Below are 19166 nucleotides of genomic sequence, written 5' to 3' on the forward strand. Positions count from 1 at the left end.
AAACATAGTTGTTGGGGTCAATTTTTATCAATCATTGTTGCACGACCGTTCAGGTTGTGCGCCTAATCTCTTAGGCGGGAAGCTGCCTATGGTCATTCGTGGCAGCCAGAAGGACTGTTGCGAATTGTAATGTTGATAATGAGCGAGGTTAAGTAAAAATCATGACATTGAAATTTATCAAAAAATTCGCACGTGATGAAGACGGCGCAACTGCAATTGAATACGGTTTGTTTGCAGCCCTGATTGCTGCGGTAATTGTTGTGGCTGTAAGCAATATTGGCGGACAAGTAAACTCAGGGTTTGAAGCAGTACGCACTGCTTTGACTACCGCGGGCATCGCAGTGCCCTGATCATGGAGTTCTCAGCGCGCACACTCGTTGTCGTCATAACCTCCTTCGTGCTTGCCGGAGGCGTGGCTTGGGTTGGTGTTCAGGCAAACAATGCGCCTGAGCCACTTCCTGTAAGCCAGCCAATTGCGCTATCCGTGCCGCCCAGAGAAACCTATCTTTTCGCCAATGCGGTAATTGAGCAGGGCGGAGTTATTTCGGATGATCAATTAAAGCCTGTGGAAATGCAGATTGATCAGGCGGGCGAGAATCTAATTGAAGACAGTTCAGAAAACCGGTCTGCTCTTATTCAATTAAGCGCGAACCGGATGATCCCGATGGGCACGCCTTTCGTCAAGTCGGATTTACAACCTGCGGTATATTCACCTCCTGAGGTTGTTGCCGAAGAAGTACCGGAACCTCCTATGATCGAAGGCGCCGCCGCACTGCTGCGGCCGGGAATGCGGGCAATTGCCCTTCCGCTTACGGGGGAAACGGCGGTTGCGGGGTTAATTGCTCAGGGGGACAGGATCGACGTTCTGGTATCTTACGACAATCAGGATGGCGTGCGGGCTGTGCGCACGGTTCTGCACAATGTTCAGGTGCTTGCCACGGATCAAACGAACGCGCCCGCAGGGCAGGGGCGCGCGGGAATGCCCAAGACCATCACGCTTGAACTGCATCCAGAAGGCGCAAAGGTACTCGCGCTGGCCAAGCATACCGGGGAAATTATTCTGGTGCTGAGCGATCGGACAGGTGACGACATGCCGACCATCGTAAACGATACACCGATGCTTGCGACGCAGATTTCCGGACTGGCTGCGCCGCGTACTGAACCGGCCAAGCCGCCCAACGTGCGGATCATTCGGGGAAGCACCGCCACCCGTGTAAAAGGCATTTTGGGACAATCTGCTCCTGACCCAAGCGCTTCCGCCAACAGTCCTCCACCCAGCACAACGGGGTCTGACTAACCCCTGGTCTGCTTTTAATTAGGATCATTACGTTGTTACGATTGTTGCCCCCTGCCACAAAATTTCATGTGATTTTCATGCTGGGTGCGTTTCTGCTGTACCTGCCCGCAGCAAGTCACGCGCAGACCTTTATCGAAAGCAATGGCCGTCCGGTCCAGTTGTTTGCTGGTGAAGGCAAGCTGATAAAGCTTGATACCCCGTCCGAGACGGTGTTTCTGGCTAACCCCGAAATTGCAGATGTCGAGATCAAGTCTCCCACATTGTTGTATATCTACGGCAAGTCTATGGGCGAGACGACGTTGTTCGTCATTGATGCATCGGACGAGGTTTCGGTTGCCAGTTCGGTCAAGGTCTCCACGAATGTAAAAGCGTTGAACGGCGCGGCGCGGGCGTCGGTGCAAGGCGGGAAATTTTCGATTGTGGAAGTGGACGGGGCGTTGGTTATGACCGGCCGCGTCGGCACAATCCGCGACGCGGAACAGGTGCAAAACATCGTGCAGACATTGGCTGGCGATGCCGTGCCGGTGGTCAACAGCCTGTCGCTGGACACACCCGCGCAGGTCAATCTTCAGGTCAAGATCGCCGAGGTTTCGCGCACGGTGACAGAAGATCTGGGCACCAACTGGACAACGCTTTCTGGCAACGGGCTGACGGGCGGCAACGCCGTATCGGGCGGTTATTCTCTGGCATCCCAGTTCAGTGTTGGCAACTCGCTTCAAGGGGTAACGCTTGAGGCGCTGAAGAACGAGGGGCTTGTGACCATCCTGTCCGAGCCGAACCTGACAGCACGTTCCGGTGACAAGGCGACGTTCCTGGCCGGTGGTCGTTTCCCGTACCAGACCCAATCGGGTGACGGCGAAGTGCGCGTTGTTTTTGAACCCTTCGGTGTCGAACTGGATTTCGAACCCGAGGTTATGCGGTCGGACAAGATCAAGTTGATGGTAAACACCAAGATCCGCGAACTGGATTTTTCCAATGGCAGCACGACAGATCTTCAGAACCTGCCGCTGATTCTGGAACGCAGTGCGGCCACCACCATCGAGGTCAGCAGCGGCCAAAGCTTTGCCATCGCGGGACTGTTCAAGGCGACATCGCAACAGAACATCAAACAGATCCCCGGACTGGGCGAGATTCCCCTGCTGGGGGCGCTGTTCCGGTCCACCAGCTTTCAAAAGGGCGAGACCGAGTTGGTCATCATCGTCACACCTTATCTTGTCGAACCCAGCGCGCCCGGCAAGCTTAAGACGCCGCTGGAAAAGTTCGCCCCTGCGGACCGTCTGAGCCGCAATTTTCTTGGTGAACTGACTTTTGGCGCAGCGGATGACGGGGGGCCGGTTTCGGTCAAAAGCATCAATGGCAAGGCGGGGCTTCTTCTTCAATGATCATGCAATTTCTTTCAGGTCGTATTGCAATCGTAGTGTTTGCCCTTGGCGCATTGTTGGCAGGGTGCAGCACTCCGCAACCCGATGTCGGGGTCGTTGACCGGCTGTCGGCTGACTATGTCGAAACGCAGCATACCTACCGGTTCGGGGCGAAATCGTCGGGACTGTCAAAATCGGAACGGCACGGGATCAACCATTTCCTGAACCGCAATGCCCTGCGCAAAGGGGATGTGCTGATTGTGACCATCCCAACCAGCGGATCGCCCAAGACAGACGCGGGGCGCGTGGAAACCATACACGCCGCACTGGCCTTTGTGCCGTCGCGCGTTCGTATCGGTATGGATCAAAGCTTTGCCACTTATCCGACGGTGCCAAGGCAAACGGGCCTTATCCGGTTGGTGCGGGCCAGTGGTATTCGTGTGGACTGCACGCCGGGCGCTGACGATCTGGGTTGTGCAAATGCGATCAACCTTGCGGTCATGATTGACGAGCCGGGTGATGTTCTGGCCCCCGCACCAACGGCGCGAACGGCGCTGCAATAATGCCGCTGGCAAGGAGAATGATGTGAATCGTCCCATATCTGCCGCGACCATCCGCAACGGCACCGTGCGGGTCGAGGCATTCATCAATTCCGAAGACGCAAAGACCGCCGTCGAACAGATCGGTCGCCAGATCGGGCGCGGCGGCACCGTCAACTTTCATGCAGGTTCGTTGGCGACGGCCGCCCGTTTGATAGGCATGACATCATTGGGCGACGTGCTTGTGGTCGAACTGGGGTCCGAGGATGCGGCGGCCAGTCTGCCGATGATACAGGATCTAGCCGCAGAGGGTGTCGGTCTGGTCCTGTTGGGACGACAGAACAGTGTTGAAACCTACAGAAGCTTTATCGCCGCTGGCGCGCGAGACTATCTGGTGCTGCCGCTTGCAGACGGAACCGAAGTGGCGTTGGGTCTGGATGAAACACCCACTCTTGCAACTCCCAAGGTTGCCAGCGCCCGCACAATCGGCATTTGCGGTGTCAGCGGCGGCGTCGGCGCCAGCGTTCTGGCGGCAAATCTGGCGGTCGGCTATCTGGGCCACGCACGGTCGGGCAAGCTGGCGCGTGACAGTGTGGGCAGCGTTGCATTGGTGGATGCGGACCTGTGTTTTGGCTCGTTGGCGATAGATTTCGACATGGACATCACCCCCGGCCTGCTTGAAGCATTGCTGGCGCCCGAACGTGTGGATCGCACATTTCTGAATGCGACGATGGCCACGCCATTGGCAGGACTGGCGGTGTATTCCGCCGAGGCAAGCGAGCATAGCCGGATACGTGCTCTTGAAGCGGGGTTCCCCGCGTTGCTTCAGCAGATCAAGGCCGACTACCCCACCTTGATCGTGGACCTGCCGCGCACGCTTTTGGCCGAGACGCCGACGATCGCAGAGGGCTTGGACGAGCTGGTCCTGGTTCTGGGGCAAGGGTTCACGTCTATTCGTAGTTGCAGCAGGCTGTTGCACCGGATCGCGGACCAGACAAACGGGCCACGTATCTCTTGTGTGCTGTCGCAGACACGGCGCGACGCAGGGCTTCGCAAATCCGAAATCACGACCGCGCTGGATCGGGATATCGACATGGTGCTGCCGCAATGCGGATCGGAATTGGCGCGGGCGTCGGTCAAGGGGATCCCGTTGCAAAAACTGGCTCCGCGCAACGGGTATTCTCGGTCGGTGTCGCAGTTGGTGTCGCGGTTGGAAACCCCGCTGTTCAACCCCACGGATACCAAACGCAGCATCTGGCGTTGGAAGAAGGCAGGCGGGCATGACTGACGTCGCAACCTTGCCAATGGACGATCTGGAACGACTTCGTGCCCTCATCGAGACGCGGCTGACCGAAGTGGCGCGCGCGGGAGAGAGCGTTGGGCTGCACGAGATCAGCAGTGCAATCGACTGGTACGAAACGCAGACGGGCCAGACCGTCCCGCGCGAAAGCCAGCGCCAGTTGATGCAACATTTCGCGCCCCCGACCGAAACCGAGGCGTTGGCCGGACCCCAATCCAAGGTGCGCGTCGCGCCGACCAGCTATATGCCGGGATTTGCCAAACGCCTGAATGCGCTCAGCCGCAGGATTCTGCCCGAGGCGTTGACCCTTCTGGACCTGCAAGCGCTGGCGGGTCTTTCGGCCGAGGCGCAGCGTGACACCATCCGCGATGCGGTTCTCAGCATTTGCGCGTCGCAAAAGCTTGAGTTGAACGGCGCAGAAAGCGCTGATCTGGTCAGCTATGTGGTCGATGACATGATGGGGTTCGGCCCCTTGGAACGTCTGCTTGCTGACGACGAAGTGTCCGATATTCTAGTGAACGGACCGCAAAAGGTCTATGTCGAACGCGCCGGGCGTCTGGAACTGACCGATGTGTCGTTTCGCGATGATCAGCATGTGATGAACATCGCCAGCCGCATCGTATCGGCTGCGGGTCGGCGGGTCGACGAAAGCACGCCGTTGGTGGACACGCGTCTGGCCGACGGCAGCCGGATCAACGTGACCATTCCGCCACTGGCGGTGGATGGACCCACCATAACGATCCGTAAATTCCCCAAGGACGAGTTGACGCTGGCCGATCTGGCCAGCCGGAACACCCTGTCGCCGCAAATGGCCGAGCTTCTGAGGATTGCGGCCTACCTGCGGCTGAACATCCTGTTTTCGGGTGGGACCGGCGCGGGTAAAACGACATTGCTGAACGCCGTATCCCGCGAGATTCCTGCAAACGAGCGGATTGTTACAATCGAGGATGCGGCAGAACTGCGTCTGCAACAGCCGCATGTGGTGCGTTTGGAAACCCGTCCACCGACACTTGAGGGGACCGGTGAAGTCACCATGCGCCACCTGTTCCGCAACGCGTTGCGGATGCGCCCCGACCGGATCATCATCGGCGAGGTTCGCAGCGACGAAGCCCTTGATATGCTTCAGGCAATGAACACCGGCCACGACGGCTCGATGAGCACTTTGCATGCCAACAACCCCCGCGAGGCGTTGACGCGGATGGAAAATCTGATCGCGATGTCAGGGGTGCAACTGTCTGCTGATTTTGTCCGCGACCAGTTGAAAGAAGCACTGCATCTGATCGTGCAAATTTCGCGGATGCACGACGGGGTGCGGCGGGTAACCTCTATTGCCGAGGTGGTCGGCATGGAGGGTAATATCATCAGCATGCAGGAACTGTTCCGGTTTCACCGCACTCAGGGCAAGGTTGGCGAAGAGATTGTCGGGGAATTCCAAAGCACCCGCACGCTGCCCCATTTTATCGAACGCGCCAAAGACCACGGTCTGGAAAATGCGGTTCGGGATATTCTGGTGGGCAGCACATGACGCCGATCACCGTCTATTTCGGGCTGACCTTTATGACCTGTCTTGCTCTGGGGTTTTCCGGGATCATATTGATTGACCGGTCCCGTCGCGTGCGCCGCGCGCGTCTTGTCCGCTTCAGTTCGGATCATCCGGGCAGGACATCGGCCCGTGTGATGCGCCGTCTTGAGGCCACGCAGACTGCTGAGAAGGACGGGTTGCGCCACACCAAGGGCGGGCTGATCGGCTTGCTTGAAGTGCGTTTGAAGGAGGCGGGGCTGGAGATTTCACCAATGGCCGCGATCGGGCTGATGTGCGCGATTGCGGTGGTGGCGGGCGGCGGGTTCTGGCTGTCAGGTCTGTTCCCTCTGCCTTTGGCCCCTGTTTTGGGCGCAGGTGCGGGGTGGGTGGTGTTCAATGTCCTGCTAAGCGCCATGCGCGCCCGCAGGGTGCGCACCTTCAACGAGGCGTTGCCGGATTGTCTGGACATACTGGCGCGCGGCCTGCGGGCGGGTCAGCCCATCCCGGCAGCCCTTGCTGTTGTGGCACAGCACGCAAGGGGTATCGCGCAGGAAGAGTTCAGACGCTGCTGTGAGGAGTTGAAACTGGGCGTGCCGCTGATCAAGGCGCTGACTGGTGTTGCAGAACGGATCGGTTCACCCGAGGCCCACTTTGTTACTGTGGCCACCAGCCTGCAGTCGGAAACCGGCGGCAATCTGGTTGAAACGCTGGAAAATTTGGCCGAGTTGCTGCGTGATCGGAAAAAACTGCGCAGAAAGGCGGCCGCGCTGTCTGCCGAAATTCGTGTAAGCGCGTTGATCCTGTCCAGTCTGCCCTTTGTGGTGGCTGTTGTTCTGTTCTTTATGAACCCTGGCTATCTGAACCCGCTGATCACCGACGCGCGCGGTCAGGTCATGGCTGCTGCAGCTTTGCTCAGCCTTGGGTTGGGAATTTACAGCATGTATAAATTGTCGCGTATCGATGTTTGATCTTCCTCCCTTGCTTGTCCAGTTTGCTGTCGGTGTGCCGGCCCTGATCCTTGTGCAGCTTGGTGTGCTGCACATGATTGACAGACACGCCCGCGTCGCACGCATCAACCGCAGTCTGGGGCGTATGCCTGCGCGCCGTGCCTCGCAGCGTCAATCCATTCTTCAGCGGATTGCACAGGTGTTTCGCAGGCTTGCCACGATAACGCTTGAGCGGGTTTCGGTGATGCGCGGCGGCGAGGCTGAAATCTCGGCTGAACTGTTGCGCACCGCCGGTTTTCGCAGTCGCGACGCGGTGTTGGTTCACGCTTTTCTTAAACTGGTGTTGCCGATCGCGGGTGCACTGTTGACTGTGTTGTGGTTCCTTGTGGCCCGCAGTGATACCCCCACCAGTGGGTTGGTCGTTGTGATTTGGTCCTGTGGTATTGCGCTTGCCCTGTCCAAGGCGCCGGACATCGTGTTGACCCATATCCGCAACCGCCGCTTCAAACAGGTGCGCAAAAGCTTCCCTGATATGCTTGAATTGCTGGTCATCGCCAGTGAATCCGGCCTCAGTGCCAATCCGTCACTCAGCCGCGTGGCGAATGAAATCCGGATGTTCTGCCCACCATTGGCGTTCGAATTGCAACAACTGGTGATCGAGCTTAGCATTCTGCCCAGTCGTGACGATGCTTGGCGCAATTTCAGCACGCGCCTTCCGTTGACGGAAATCACGATCTTTTCCAACGCGCTGATGCAGGCGGAACGCTATGGCACACCCTTTGCCGGGGCCATGCGTACGTTGATGCGCGACGAAAGAGCAGGGCGGCTGTTGAAAATCGAAGAACAGGCGGGCCGCGCGCCCGCATTGATGACCATGCCGCTGATCCTGTTCATCATGCCGCCCTTGTTCATCGTTTTGATCGGTCCCGCAGTGCTGAGCATTCTGGACAATATCATGGAGGGTGGGTTCGGATGAAACGAACGGCACGCCACTTCCTAAAAGGCGAAGACGGCGCCACGGCGGTTGAATTCGTGTTGGTTCTGCCCATTTTGCTGTCGATGGTGTTCGGCATCATCTGCTTTGGTCAGTATTTTGCGATTGCCAACAGCCTGCAACAACTGGCCGCCGAGGCGGCGCGCTATTCCGCCATCGGGATCACCACCACGGAACGTGAAAATCTTGCGAATGCGTTCATAACCAATGCAGGCGCGCGGTTTACATTTCTGGGGCAAGACAAGATGGCCCGCACCATCACCACATTTTCGGGGACCGATCCGGACGGGATTCAAGTGTCACTGTCCTATGACTTGCAAGGATCAGCGGTGGACGTGGCCAGCGGGTTTCTCGGGCTTGAGCTGACCACTCTGACGCGGAGTAGCTATCTTGCCTATTAAGCTGCGAATTCAGGCGTTTTGGGCGGATGAACGCGGCGCCGTCATCATCATCTTTGCGCTGGTGCTGACGGTTCTACTGGGCTTTGTCGCGCTGGGGGTTGACCTGAGTTCGCTATACTTCCGGCAAAAGACGCTGCAAACGCGCGCTGATCTTGCTGCGGTCAGCGCTGTGAACAATCTGAGCGACAGTCCCGCCGCATACGCCCTGACCACCATCGAGGGTAACGGGCTTGATGCGAGTGCGATGACGTCCATCAACTATGGGCATTACCAACGCGATCCGGCACTGGATCCAGACGACAGGCTGACCGACCGTGAGCTGAGTGATCTGGATGTGAACGCGGCCACCGTGTCCCTGCAAGAGGCCGCGCCGCTGTATTTTGCCCGCAGTTTTTTAGCGCAAGACACGACGCAGCTGGGGGCCCGTGCGACCGCCGCGAGCTTTGATCTGGCCTCGTTCAGTCTGGCATCGGGACTGTCTTCGATGAATGAGGGGCTGTTGAACGCGCTTTTGTCAGAGGCGACAGGCAGCGAAATTTCGTTGACTGTGCTGGACTATAAAGCATTGGCCGTTGCCCAGATTGACCTGCTGACATTTTCAGACGCTCTGGCAACCCGTGCGGATTTGACGGCTCTGACTTACGAAGATCTGCTGACCAGTGATGTCGAGCTGCTTGATATTGCTGGGGCTCTTTTGGACACTGGCGTGGTTCAGGGGTCCACTGCGGCGCTGATTGCGATCCTGAATTCCGGAAGCAATGCCCTGTTGGATGCCGAAAAGCTGATTGGCGTGGACGGTGACGACGTCGCGGTGCAGCTTGAGGATGTTTTGCCCACTGTCACTGTGTCCGCTCTGGATGTGTTAATGTCATCGGTGGATGTTATCAACGCCAACCGTTTCATCGATCTAAAGCTGGATCTGAACATACCCGGTCTACTGGAGACGAACCTGAAGATAGTGGTGGGTGAGCGTCCAGCGTGGATCATGTTCGCGGAACGAGGCGCTACAGCGCATACCGCACAGGTGCGGATGAAACTGGATCTGACTCTAGACACCGATATTCTGTCAGGCTTGGAGACGACCCTCGGTATCGTCTCCCTTGACATTGTCTCGGTAGAAGTGCCCCTTTACCTTGAGATTGCCAGCGCCATGGTAACATTGACGGGATTGGACTGCGGGGCCACAGGAGGTGAACCGTTGGCTACTTTCGACACGGGTACATCTCCGCTGACTGGTGTGACGGGCACCCATGTTGCCGAACTGTTTTTGGGACGGTTCCCCGCCCCAGATTTTGAAAACATGACAACTCTGTTGGATCAGAATGATCTTGAAGAGGCAAAACTGCTAGGTCTGAATATCCAAGTGGACGCGTCAATTGTGCCGCTAGTTCCAATCATTATCAACCTTGAGGCGGCCAAGCTTATGGCTAAATCCCACGTGTCCTTTGGAGTGTCCGAACAGTCGCAGACTATCTTTACCCGCTCAGAAGAAGGGCAAACCAAAACATTCGGCTCGGAGGCGCTGCTAGGTTCTGCCCTAAGTTCGCTTCTGACTGGTGCAGAAACGCACCTAGAAATTATCGGTACAGATCTGATTTCGTCATTGCTGTCTACCGTACGTTCCCTTGTCGCGGACTTGCTTGATCCGGTTTTGTCTTTGATACTCTTCCCACTGGATGTGGTGCTGGACAGTGTGCTTGAACTGCTTGGCATCAAAGTAGGGTACGCAGAGCTTACACTGCACAAGGCGCATTGTGGGCGGATCATGTTGGTCAGGTGATCGCATTGCCTGGACCAAGACCACCAAAGGGCGAATTGCGCCGCACCAAACTGACCGGAGCTATACATTGACACCTTTTTTCTTTCATTTTCGCCGCCTCTGCCTGATTGCGGTGGCGCTTAGCCTGTCAGCTTGTGCGGTGCAAACTGTGCCGAACGCCGGTCCGGGCAGAACCACCGAAGAGGGCTCCAGCACGTTGCGACTGGCACAGGCCACGGCGGAATCGGGAGACTACACAAATGCGGCCAGATTGTTCGAAAAGGCACTGACCAGCGATCCGGAATCAGTTGCTGCCCTGAAGGGCGCCGGTGATGCCTATTCGCGCATGGGACAACATGGCCGCGCAGAAACCGTTTTGCTGCGCGCGCACGAACTGGCCTCTAACAATGACGATGTATTGGCCATTCTCGCGCGGGTGTATCTGGCGCAAAAACGCCCCGACGAGGCGCTGAAATATTACGACAAGGCGCTTCGGATCAATCGCAGCAATATATCTGCGATCACGGGCAAAGGTGTCGCACTTGATACTATGTCGCAACACCTCAAAGCGCAAAAGGTCTATCAGGAGGGGTTGTCGACCTATCCCACGAACTTCATCCTGCGCAGCAACTATGCCTTGTCGCTGGCATTGACTGGCAATTCGGACAAAGCGATCAACATCTTGCAAGAACTGGTACGAGACCCGAATGCAGCACCGCATGTTCGGGACAATCTGGCCCTGGTCTATGGTCTTGCCGGTTTGGAAAACGAAGCTCGTGCGACTTTATCTCTGGATATGAGTGCGCAGGAGATAGAAGAGAATATCGCCATATACAGGGCGCTGCGACGCACGATGAACGACGGAAACCCGATCGGATCGCTGGTATTTGCCTAGAGTGCTATCGACGCGCGGCAGGCGCTGGTCCAACCCTGTCGCGGCTGCATTCGCGAGGCAGCTTTATTCGAGAAAAGCGGCGACAACTAAGATGCCGGCTCTGAAACGGAATGTGATTCCAGCTTTGTTTTCTGACGGGCGTCCACTCGACGAATTGCCCGGTCAAAGGTGAACTTAACTCTTTGGGTCCGGTTGGCATAGGGTTGGATCGGTCGCCCTGTCGACAGCGCAACCTTCATCTGGCGACCGTCGTCATAAAGCAGGTCCAGCTTGTCCATCTCGGCCTGGATTTTATCTTCAAGATCGACCCAGAGCTCGGATATTTCTTCGATCACGATGCAGAGAATCGTACCGCTTCCGTTGTATGCCATAAGAAGTTGCGGGCAATTGACAGCCTTTGCGATCGCTTGGGCACTTGCCGCGATGGCACTGGCATATTCCCGACTGGATCCATTTGTATAGAGGTCTTCAATGTTGTCGATCTTCACCGCAAAAACCTGACAAATATTGAGAGTGTTGCGTGCAAGCTGCGACAGGTAGTTGCCCAGCGAAAAAGGCAGCACCAACTGGTCAATGCCCAGAATATGCACCGGATCTTCGAACCCGAACCTGTGGATGCCGGGCAGACCGTGGGCCCGCATCGTTTGCGGATCAAGACGCGGTGACTGATCCGTTGTTTCCATCATGCGTTTTGCAACGCGCAACCGGTTTGCGATGTCTTTGATTTCAAACGGTTTGGTGATGTAGTCGTTTGCACCAGCGGCAAAAGCCTGTTCGATCGAAGTCGGATCCGACTTCAAGGTCAGCATCAGGATTGGCGTGTTGCGATAGGCATCCAAACGGCGGATTTCACGGCACAGGGTGATACCGTCCATTTCGGGCATGACAATGTCCAGCAACAGGCAATCAAACTGCGCGTCTGCTTCGGCCAGAATGGCAAGCGCTTCAGCACCCGAAGCCGCTACACTCACATCCGGAAAATCGGTTTTCTGAAGAATGGCCGGCAGAAAATCAAGAATGAAAGGGTTATCGTCAACGGCAAGAATTCTCATTTTCTTCGACCTCGTTATTTGGCTTTTGCGGTTTCGCATCTTTGGCTGCGCGCATGTGGTTCGTGACGCGATTTTCGCTTTCCATGTTCGTCTTCGCTGGTCGCACTCCGTTGCAGCATCGCATGAATAACAGACGACACGACCGCGGCCACGCCACCACCCAGAACATAGGTCAGCGCTACCGTCCCAAGGCTGGCCCCAAGTAGAAAGGCAACGGCAGCCGACAGGTTGGCGTAGATCAGTCCGATAAAAAGAAATGCCGAAATGCTGGTTTTCGGTTTTTCGGTTTTGACGACCGGTGGCGGGGCGCAGTCAATCTCGATCAGATCAACGTCGTAGGATACGGCCGACAAACGCTCCGGGTCTGCCTTGGTGCGGGGTGTGCCGGTCTCAGCATTGTTTTGTTGTCCGGCAGGGGCTGTGTCACCGCGGCTACAAAATAAAAAGGCTGACCGGAAAGAGTTTTTGGGCAGGTGCGTTCCGGTCAGCGCAGTGGAATGGTCCCTCGCTTCTGCCTTTGCTGGCAGGTTTGATGAGGGGCCATATCCGATTTTCATGAGGTGCGTTTCCCGATCAAATGTCCGGGGTGCCGTCACCACCCAAGCCGCCGGTGAGGTCGCCCAAAAGATCGGTCCCCTCGGTCAGGTTGTCGAGCGTACCGCCAAGCAGGTCACCGCCGCCAAGCAGGCCACCAACAAGTCCGTCTTCACCGGTGATACCGCCAAGCAGGTCACCGCCGCCGAGCAGGCCGCCAACAAGGCCATCCTCACCGGTGATACCGCCAAGCAGGTCACCGCCGCCGAGCAGGCCACCAACAAGGCCATCCTCACCGGTGATACCGCCAAGCAGGTCGCCGCCGCCGAGCAGGCCACCAACAAGGCCATCCTCGCCAGTCAGACCGCCCAGCAGATCGTTGCCGCCGAGAAGACCACCCAGCAGGCCATCTTCGCCCGTCAGCCCATCCAGTAGACCCGAATTGCTGCCGTCCGAGTTGCCATCGCCAAGGACACCCGTGTTGGTCAGTTCTCCAACCAGTCCGCTGTTGCCGGTGACATCAGCCAGCTGTCCATCGTTGCCAACAAGGTCACCCAGTAGACCGTCGGACCCTGTGATGTCGCCCAGCAAACCGTTGTTGCCAGTGATATCGCCAAGCAGACCACTGTCCGAGAGCAAGCCGTCCAGAATTCCCATTTCACCAGTGACGCCATCCCCCAGCAGCGGCTGGCCGAGAAGGTCATTCGCAATATCACCAAGGGGGCTGTCCTCACCTACGAGGTCACCCAGCAGACCGTCGGATCCTGTGATGTCGCCCAGCAAACCGTTGTTGCCGGTCAGGTCACCCAAGAGCCCGTCATCGGAGATGATAGGGTCGAGGAAGCCCTGATCCGCATCGGCATCCGCGTCGGCATCCGCGTCGGCATCTGCATCCGCGTCGGCATCTGCATCCGCATCTGCGTCGGCATCAGCATCGGCATCCGCGTCGGCATCTGCATCCGCATCTGCGTCGGCATCAGCATCGGCATCGGCATCGGCATCCGCGTCGGCATCCGCGTCGGCATCTGCATCCGCGTCGGCATCAGCATCTGCATCCGCATCTGCGTCCGCATCTGCGTCGGCATCAGCATCCGCGTCAGCATCGGCATCGGCATCAGCATCGGCATCCGCGTCGGCATCCGCATCAGCATCCGCGTCGGCATCAGCATCCGCGTCCCCATCGTCAACATCATCATCGCTGCCGCCACCGGCTGCGCCAAGCAGGCCCAAGCCGCCAACCACTGCAGCGGCGACCAAACCTTCATCCTGCATGGCACCGCCTGCACCTGCTGCGGGATCACCCTCGACGCCGCTTTCCGTGCCGTCACCAAGTACCAGGCTGTGCAATGAGCCATCCGCCGCAGGCGTGTAAAAATCATTGACGGTAATCACGTCGCCGTTTTTGAGGGTAATGAACAGGTCATCGCCCCGACGGGTATAGTTGGTGATATCCGTCCGCATCGCTTCAATCCGGATACCGATTTCTGGGCCCGCCTGGATGCTTGAGTTTGCCATTTTTTTAACTCCTGATGGTACTGCGTAAAACACGCGCTTATGCTTAAGTATGTATGTTACTCTTAAGTATGTAAGAACACACCAAAGGTATATGTGTCAACGCTTCTGGTTGTATTGTGCGGGGTGGAAAGTGTCGGGATTTTCCAGGTTTTCCGCGCCAAATACATCTCTAACTATATGTAAATAAAAGGCTATTACCGGAAATCGAAAAAGCCCCACCATTTGGCGGGGCTTTTGCTATTAGGCTCGATGTGGAAATACTCTGTTTACACGCCATCTATCGTCGATGTGAGGCCGGACAGCAGTCCATCGTCGCCTGTCAGGCCGCCCAAAAGGTCACCGCCCAGCAGGCCATCGGTCAGCCCGCCCAGCAGGCCACCCGTTGCGCTGTCCTCGTCGGTGCCGTCACCCAGCAGGCCAACACCTGTCAAGTCGCCGATCAGGCCTTCCTCGCCTGTTATATCACCCAACAGGCTGTCGTTTCCGACTACACCGCCAACAATGCCTTCCGAGCCTGTTACGGTGCCCAGAATTCCGGAATTGCCGGTGACATCACCAAGCAGTCCGCCATCGGCAATGACCGGATCCAGCAGGCCGCTATCTGCGCCAAGCGAACCGATCAAGCCCTCGACAGTGTCAGAGACGCCACCAAGCAGGCCGTCATCGCCACCCAGCACACCGCCGAGCAAGCCTTCGTCGCCCAGCACGCCACCGAGCAGGCCGTCATCGCCACCCAGCACACCGCCGAGCAAGCCTTCGTCGCCCAGCACGCCACCAAGCAGGCCGTCATCGCCACCCAGCACACCGCCGAGCAAGCCTTCGTCGCCCAGCACGCCACCAAGCAGGCCGTCATCGCCACCCAGCACACCGCCGAGCAAGCCTTCGTCGCCCAGCACGCCACCGAGCAGGCCGTCATCGCCCAGCACGCCACCAAGCAAGCCTTCGTCGCCCAGCACGCCACCGAGCAGGCCGTCATCGCCACCCAGCACACCGCCGAGCAAGCCTTCGTCGCCTAGAAGCCCGCCAACGATACCGTCTTGCCCCAGAATTCCGTCCGTCAGACCGGTGCTGCCAAGCAGGCCGCCAACGATGCCTTGATCGCCAAGAATGCCGTCAACAACGCCTTCTACCGTTTCAAGAACACCGTCTACAGCACTGCCTTCTCCCAGAAGGCCATCAGTCAAACCGGTGCTACCCAGAACTCCGCCCAAAAGACCGTCTTCAGACACCAGACCGCCCGTCAGGCTGCCCGATCCGTCGCTGTTGCCCAAAAGGCCACCGCCCAGCAGGCCCCCGACAAGTCCGTCAGAGCCGGTGACGTCGCCCAGCAAGCCGTCATCACCAATTAACTGACCCAGCAGGCCATCCGATCCTGTAACCGCGCCCAAAAGGCCGTCATTTCCGGTCAGATCGCCCAGAAGCCCTTCATCTGCCAGAACGGGGTCAAGCAGTCCCTCGACGGCAGGTTCCGTTGGTTCTGTCGGGTCGGTAGGCTGGGTCGGGTCAGTTGGATCGGTGGGGTTTGTCGGGTCCGTCGGCTCGGTCGGCGTATCATCGTCGCTGCCGCTGTTGGTCGCAACCAGACCGGTCGCCAGTGCCGCAAGCCCTGCGCCGATCTCTTCCATGTTCATGCCAAGACCCGCGACCTCGTCGGTTGCGTCATCAAGCCCTTCAACCCCGCTGAAGCTGCCGTCGGCCAACATCAGTTTGTGGGTCTCTCCGCCTGCAGCGCGGCTGTAAAAATCGGTGACCGTGATACTTTGGCCATTGTTCATCTCAACAATCAGATTGTCGCCAGACTTAACGTAGCGGGCAATATCGGTTTTGGTGGCTGCAATGGTAACATTCGCTGCCGCCCCAGCTTGAATTTTTGTGGTAGCCATCTCAACATCCTCTGCGCGGCGCGACCGCACTATCTAAAGTTTGGATTTACATACCTAATAGAGAAAACACATACTAAAGTTGCAGTCAATATGACTCGCGCTTTGAGTTTGCGGCTTTCTTGAAATCAGCCAACTTGTTGCACTTCCATTAAATGATGTGGGAAGCCCGTTGCGCCGGAGTTGACAGGGGGTCGGTTGGGATAGAGTCTTTTGTTTAGGGCACTTGCACGTTTAAAGTGTGTTCATGCCCCGGCCCTACACTTTACCAGAGGTGGCGGTTTGCCGTTGGAGAGAGTAATGACACGAAAAACAGAACTTTCAACACATGCGGCCAAGGTAAGACCTGTTCTTCAGGCAATTGCGCGTCTTGTTTCAACGGATCGTCGTGCGGTGATTCTCGCGACTGACAAGGCAGAGGTTCTGTTGTCCAACGCGCCTGCAACGCGGGTGGGGATGGACGCGGAAGGGTTGGTCAAGGCATTTGACTGGCCCGCCCTGTGTGTACGGGCCCGTCGTGCCGGAAGCATTGCAGTGTCGACGAAGTTTCAGAACACCGAGCTTGAAGGCGAACTGGTTCACATGCCGCTGGGCACGGCGGATGGTTTCCTGTTGCGACTGGCCGAAACGGATCAAGAGGCCGCATTGTTGCGCAACCGCACGCGCACCGCGACGCTGTTGCGGGTATCGCATGATCTGAGAACACCAATCCAATCACTGCTGGCAGCGACCGATGCGATATTTCAATCCGAAGAGGTCGACGCCGCCACGGCTGATGCACGGCGCGATCAAATGCAGCGGTCTGCGCAACTGGCGCTGAACCATATTGACAATGTCATCAAGGTTATCCGGGGCGAGCTGACAACAGCCGATATCCAGTCCGACGAAGATTTTAGTCTGACCGAAGAGGTTCGCGCAACGCTGGACATGATCAAACCAATCGCTGGCGCGCGCGGTACTGCGGTGTCGCTGCATCTTGATCCGGCCGAGGACGTGCATGTGCATGGGCCGGTGCGGTTCGTGCGGGCGCTGTTGCAGAACATGTTCGACAATTCGGTTAAATATGGTGGTACGGCGGTTGATGTTCATGTCGCGTGTACACGCGAACCCTCTAATGCCCAGGTGGCGATATTGGTCGAGGTGTCCGATCTGGGTGGGGGACTGCCCGAAGCGCAGAAGGTTCGGCTGATGCGCGCCATTGATTTGGCGGATATATCACTGGCCCGACAGACGGGTGCGGCGACGGGTCCAAAGGACGGGCGCCCGTCGGCAGGGCTGAATGTGCTTGCCCATGCTTTGGGCCAACTTGGCGGCACGTTAGAGGTTCTGGATCGAGGGGAAGACGGAAAAGCCGTTGCAGTTGGTACAGATTCCAAGGTGATTGGTACAATCCTTCGTGCCCGTTTCGATTTGGCCCCGGCTGATCAGATCGCGCCCGCGACAATCGCCCCGAAAGGCGAGACAATTGATGGACAGACACTGGCCGGAGTTGGTGTGCTTGTGGTCGAAGACAGCCCGTCCAGTCGTGACTGGTTGGTGCATTGTCTGCGCGCGGCAGGGGCAAGCGTGATTCCGGTGGAAAATGGCTTGAGAGCGCTGGAAGTTTTGCAAAATGCTGACGCGGTTCAGAAGGTTGACCTGCTGCTGACCGACATGACCTTGCCCTATATCAACGGGATCGAACTGGTGCAGCGGATCATCGGGATGCAATCGTCCGGCGCGCTGGCATGGCAGGGCAAGATGTTGGGCCTGACTGCGCATATTGATGAAGATTTGCGCGCTGCCTGCCTCAAGCTCGGGATGGCGCAACTGCTTGAAAAGCCGATCCGAAGCGTGGACCTGTGTCGTTCGGTTCACGAGGTTGTCCGCTCGGCCGCATGTGATGTCGCGCCGGTGCCCGGTCAAAAGTCGGGGCGGGGCAGTGATTGTTCAAGCACGCAACCTTTGGCCCCCAACATGGTCAAGGAGTTGATCGAACAATTGGGTCTGGATACCGCACGCGGATTCATGCGCCGTGCCCGTTCCGAAGCAGGGGCAGTGTTTGAGGACATTCTGCAAAATGGTGTACGCGCTGACACGGGCCGGATGATTCATGCTGCAACAGGGGCATGTGGATTGACGGGTTTAAAGCTGTTGGAGCGTACCTTGCGAGAGCTGGAGTTGTTGGCGGACGCAGCGCAGCCGATTGCGAGAAAGCAACTTGGGGATCTTGAAGTGGCTTTGGATGTAACCGGACGTGTGATTGAAGAGTTGGAATGATGACTTGGATTGCTTGGCGATTGTTTCATCAACTAAGTTTAGATAAGACCAAAGAGTTGCTGCTGTGAGTATCCCTTATGGCTTCGCCAGGTTGTTAGCATTATTTGGGAACCAGACTGGCCGAGACTGGTTACTTTAAGTGAGAAGAAAACCGAGACAGGTTGAAGTGGAACTTATGAATAACTCAAAACCCGAAGTCCTGAGGGTTCTAATCGCCGACGATCACGCAATGATTTTGGAGATGTTCAAGCAATTCTTGTCTGCGCTTCCCGACTTCGAGGCACTGACAGCGCCCGACCTTGACGCCGCACTGGCCCAGATCGACAGCGCGGGCCCTTTTGATCTGGTTCTTGTCGATCTGGACATGCCCGGCATGGACGGAATTGCGGGGCTGAGTAAAGCGATTGATCGAAATGGCGGCAAGCCGGTCGGTATTCTGACCAGCAATCCGACCCCGCATGTGGTTTCGGAAACCCTGTCGATGGGGGGCGCGGGGATTGTGCTGAAAACGGAATCGCTTAAAAACCTGACAAATGAAATCCGCTTTATGGCTGCTGGTGGTCGCTATGTTCCGGTCGAGCTGATCGACCGGCAGCGGGTCAAGACCCGCGAAAACACCGGCGCCTCGCTGTCCGAACGCGAAATGACCGTTTTGGCGCTGCTGGCCGAGGGCAAGCCAAACCGCGAGATCGGAACCGATCTTGGACTGGCGGAAGCCACCGTCAAGATGCACGTCAAATCCATCTGCTCGAAACTGGGCGCCAACAACCGCACACAAGCGGTGATCGTTGCGCGCGACAATGGCATTTTCTGAACACCAGAATGTCCAGAATGGCACAGGTCACGCATGAGTTGCGTGCCTAAGTATGGGTGATGTAGGTTGAAAGCATGACGTGGCTTTTTGACATGGG

The 19166-nt window shown here is 57.3% G+C and carries 17 protein-coding genes; 13 read left to right on the forward strand and 4 right to left on the reverse strand.

Annotated features, from left to right (window positions below; genetic code table 11):
* Positions 1-161 precede the first annotated feature (161 nt).
* The 11 genes from SULPSESMR1_RS20595 (at position 162) to SULPSESMR1_RS20645 (ending at position 11015) form a co-directional block, all read left to right on the forward strand.
* Positions 162-350 (forward strand): Flp family type IVb pilin, encoded by a 189-nt coding sequence (locus SULPSESMR1_RS20595; protein ID WP_089422924.1) that lies wholly within the window; start codon positions 162-164, stop codon positions 348-350.
* Between the two features lie 2 nt (positions 351-352).
* Positions 353-1297, forward strand: a complete 945-nt coding sequence (gene cpaB / locus SULPSESMR1_RS20600; RefSeq protein WP_089422925.1) for a Flp pilus assembly protein CpaB — start codon at positions 353-355, stop codon at positions 1295-1297.
* 77 nt (positions 1298-1374) lie between these two features.
* On the forward strand, positions 1375-2679 hold the full coding sequence (locus SULPSESMR1_RS20605; protein WP_089422999.1) for a type II and III secretion system protein family protein: 1305 nt from the start codon (positions 1375-1377) through the stop codon (positions 2677-2679).
* Positions 2676-3221: a CpaD family pilus assembly protein gene (locus SULPSESMR1_RS20610; RefSeq protein WP_250161487.1), complete on the forward strand. Its 546-nt coding sequence runs from the start codon at positions 2676-2678 to the stop codon at positions 3219-3221. The genes SULPSESMR1_RS20605 and SULPSESMR1_RS20610 overlap by 4 nt, the downstream gene beginning before the upstream one ends.
* 22 nt (positions 3222-3243) lie before the next feature.
* Positions 3244-4485 (forward strand): AAA family ATPase, encoded by a 1242-nt coding sequence (locus SULPSESMR1_RS20615; RefSeq protein WP_157729070.1) that lies wholly within the window; start codon positions 3244-3246, stop codon positions 4483-4485.
* Complete coding sequence (locus SULPSESMR1_RS20620) at positions 4478-6022, forward strand: CpaF family protein (protein ID WP_089422927.1); 1545 nt, start codon at positions 4478-4480, stop codon at positions 6020-6022. Before SULPSESMR1_RS20615 ends, SULPSESMR1_RS20620 begins: the two co-directional genes overlap by 8 nt.
* On the forward strand, positions 6019-6987 hold the full coding sequence (locus SULPSESMR1_RS20625; protein ID WP_240311386.1) for a type II secretion system F family protein: 969 nt from the start codon (positions 6019-6021) through the stop codon (positions 6985-6987). Before SULPSESMR1_RS20620 ends, SULPSESMR1_RS20625 begins: the two co-directional genes overlap by 4 nt.
* 73 nt (positions 6988-7060) lie before the next feature.
* Positions 7061-7942: a type II secretion system F family protein gene (locus SULPSESMR1_RS20630; RefSeq protein WP_240311387.1), complete on the forward strand. Its 882-nt coding sequence runs from the start codon at positions 7061-7063 to the stop codon at positions 7940-7942.
* Complete coding sequence (locus tag SULPSESMR1_RS20635; protein WP_089422929.1) at positions 7939-8361, forward strand: TadE/TadG family type IV pilus assembly protein; 423 nt, start codon at positions 7939-7941, stop codon at positions 8359-8361. The genes SULPSESMR1_RS20630 and SULPSESMR1_RS20635 overlap by 4 nt, the downstream gene beginning before the upstream one ends.
* Positions 8351-10141 carry a pilus assembly protein TadG-related protein gene (locus SULPSESMR1_RS20640; RefSeq protein ID WP_157729071.1) on the forward strand — a complete coding sequence of 597 codons (1791 nt, stop codon included), beginning with the start codon at positions 8351-8353 and terminating at the stop codon, positions 10139-10141. Before SULPSESMR1_RS20635 ends, SULPSESMR1_RS20640 begins: the two co-directional genes overlap by 11 nt.
* 67 nt (positions 10142-10208) lie before the next feature.
* Positions 10209-11015 (forward strand): tetratricopeptide repeat protein, encoded by an 807-nt coding sequence (locus tag SULPSESMR1_RS20645; RefSeq protein WP_240311388.1) that lies wholly within the window; start codon positions 10209-10211, stop codon positions 11013-11015.
* An 86-nt stretch (positions 11016-11101) separates the two neighbouring features.
* Here SULPSESMR1_RS20645 and SULPSESMR1_RS20650 read toward each other — a convergent pair whose 3' ends face one another.
* The 4 genes from SULPSESMR1_RS20650 to SULPSESMR1_RS25095 all read right to left on the reverse strand — a co-directional run bounded on the left by SULPSESMR1_RS20650 (position 11102) and on the right by SULPSESMR1_RS25095 (position 15999).
* On the reverse strand, positions 11102-12067 hold the full coding sequence (locus tag SULPSESMR1_RS20650) for a response regulator (RefSeq protein ID WP_157729072.1): 966 nt from the start codon (positions 12065-12067) through the stop codon (positions 11102-11104).
* Between the two features lie 14 nt (positions 12068-12081).
* Positions 12082-12624: a hypothetical protein gene (locus SULPSESMR1_RS20655; protein ID WP_089422932.1), complete on the reverse strand. Its 543-nt coding sequence runs from the start codon at positions 12622-12624 to the stop codon at positions 12082-12084.
* A gap of 16 nt (positions 12625-12640) precedes the next feature.
* Complete coding sequence (locus tag SULPSESMR1_RS25090; protein ID WP_157729073.1) at positions 12641-14116, reverse strand: BapA/Bap/LapF family prefix-like domain-containing protein; 1476 nt, start codon at positions 14114-14116, stop codon at positions 12641-12643.
* Positions 14117-14382: 266 nt separating this feature from the next.
* Complete coding sequence (locus SULPSESMR1_RS25095) at positions 14383-15999, reverse strand: BapA prefix-like domain-containing protein (protein ID WP_157729074.1); 1617 nt, start codon at positions 15997-15999, stop codon at positions 14383-14385.
* Between the two features lie 297 nt (positions 16000-16296).
* Between SULPSESMR1_RS25095 and SULPSESMR1_RS20670 the strand changes: the two genes are divergently transcribed.
* A complete protein-coding gene (locus tag SULPSESMR1_RS20670; protein ID WP_089422933.1) occupies positions 16297-18255 on the forward strand; it encodes a hybrid sensor histidine kinase/response regulator in 1959 nt (652 codons plus the stop codon).
* Between the two features lie 175 nt (positions 18256-18430).
* Entirely contained in the window at positions 18431-19069 is a 639-nt protein-coding gene (locus tag SULPSESMR1_RS20675) for a response regulator transcription factor (protein WP_089422934.1), read from the forward strand.
* Positions 19070-19166 lie beyond the last annotated feature (97 nt).

Source organism: Pseudosulfitobacter pseudonitzschiae (assembly GCF_002222635.1).
Classification (GTDB): Bacteria; Pseudomonadota; Alphaproteobacteria; order Rhodobacterales; family Rhodobacteraceae; genus Pseudosulfitobacter; species Pseudosulfitobacter pseudonitzschiae_A.

What these genes read in the sequence shown, in the direction of transcription:
- SULPSESMR1_RS20595 (WP_089422924.1), top strand. Translation starts at nt 162, where the DNA reads ATGACATTGAAATTTATCAAAAAATTCGCACGTGATGAAGACGGCGCA.
- cpaB (WP_089422925.1), top strand. Translation starts at nt 353, where the DNA reads ATGGAGTTCTCAGCGCGCACACTCGTTGTCGTCATAACCTCCTTCGTG.
- SULPSESMR1_RS20605 (WP_089422999.1), top strand. Translation starts at nt 1,375, where the DNA reads ATGCTGGGTGCGTTTCTGCTGTACCTGCCCGCAGCAAGTCACGCGCAG.
- SULPSESMR1_RS20610 (WP_250161487.1), top strand. Translation starts at nt 2,676, where the DNA reads ATGATCATGCAATTTCTTTCAGGTCGTATTGCAATCGTAGTGTTTGCC.
- SULPSESMR1_RS20620 (WP_089422927.1), top strand. Translation starts at nt 4,478, where the DNA reads ATGACTGACGTCGCAACCTTGCCAATGGACGATCTGGAACGACTTCGT.
- SULPSESMR1_RS20625 (WP_240311386.1), top strand. Translation starts at nt 6,019, where the DNA reads ATGACGCCGATCACCGTCTATTTCGGGCTGACCTTTATGACCTGTCTT.
- SULPSESMR1_RS20630 (WP_240311387.1), top strand. Translation starts at nt 7,061, where the DNA reads ATGATTGACAGACACGCCCGCGTCGCACGCATCAACCGCAGTCTGGGG.
- SULPSESMR1_RS20635 (WP_089422929.1), top strand. Translation starts at nt 7,939, where the DNA reads ATGAAACGAACGGCACGCCACTTCCTAAAAGGCGAAGACGGCGCCACG.
- SULPSESMR1_RS20650 (WP_157729072.1), bottom strand. Translation starts at nt 12,067, where the DNA reads ATGAGAATTCTTGCCGTTGACGATAACCCTTTCATTCTTGATTTTCTG.
- SULPSESMR1_RS20655 (WP_089422932.1), bottom strand. Translation starts at nt 12,624, where the DNA reads ATGAAAATCGGATATGGCCCCTCATCAAACCTGCCAGCAAAGGCAGAA.
- SULPSESMR1_RS25090 (WP_157729073.1), bottom strand. Translation starts at nt 14,116, where the DNA reads ATGGCAAACTCAAGCATCCAGGCGGGCCCAGAAATCGGTATCCGGATT.
- SULPSESMR1_RS25095 (WP_157729074.1), bottom strand. Translation starts at nt 15,999, where the DNA reads ATGGCTACCACAAAAATTCAAGCTGGGGCGGCAGCGAATGTTACCATT.
- SULPSESMR1_RS20670 (WP_089422933.1), top strand. Translation starts at nt 16,297, where the DNA reads ATGACACGAAAAACAGAACTTTCAACACATGCGGCCAAGGTAAGACCT.
- SULPSESMR1_RS20675 (WP_089422934.1), top strand. Translation starts at nt 18,431, where the DNA reads ATGAATAACTCAAAACCCGAAGTCCTGAGGGTTCTAATCGCCGACGAT.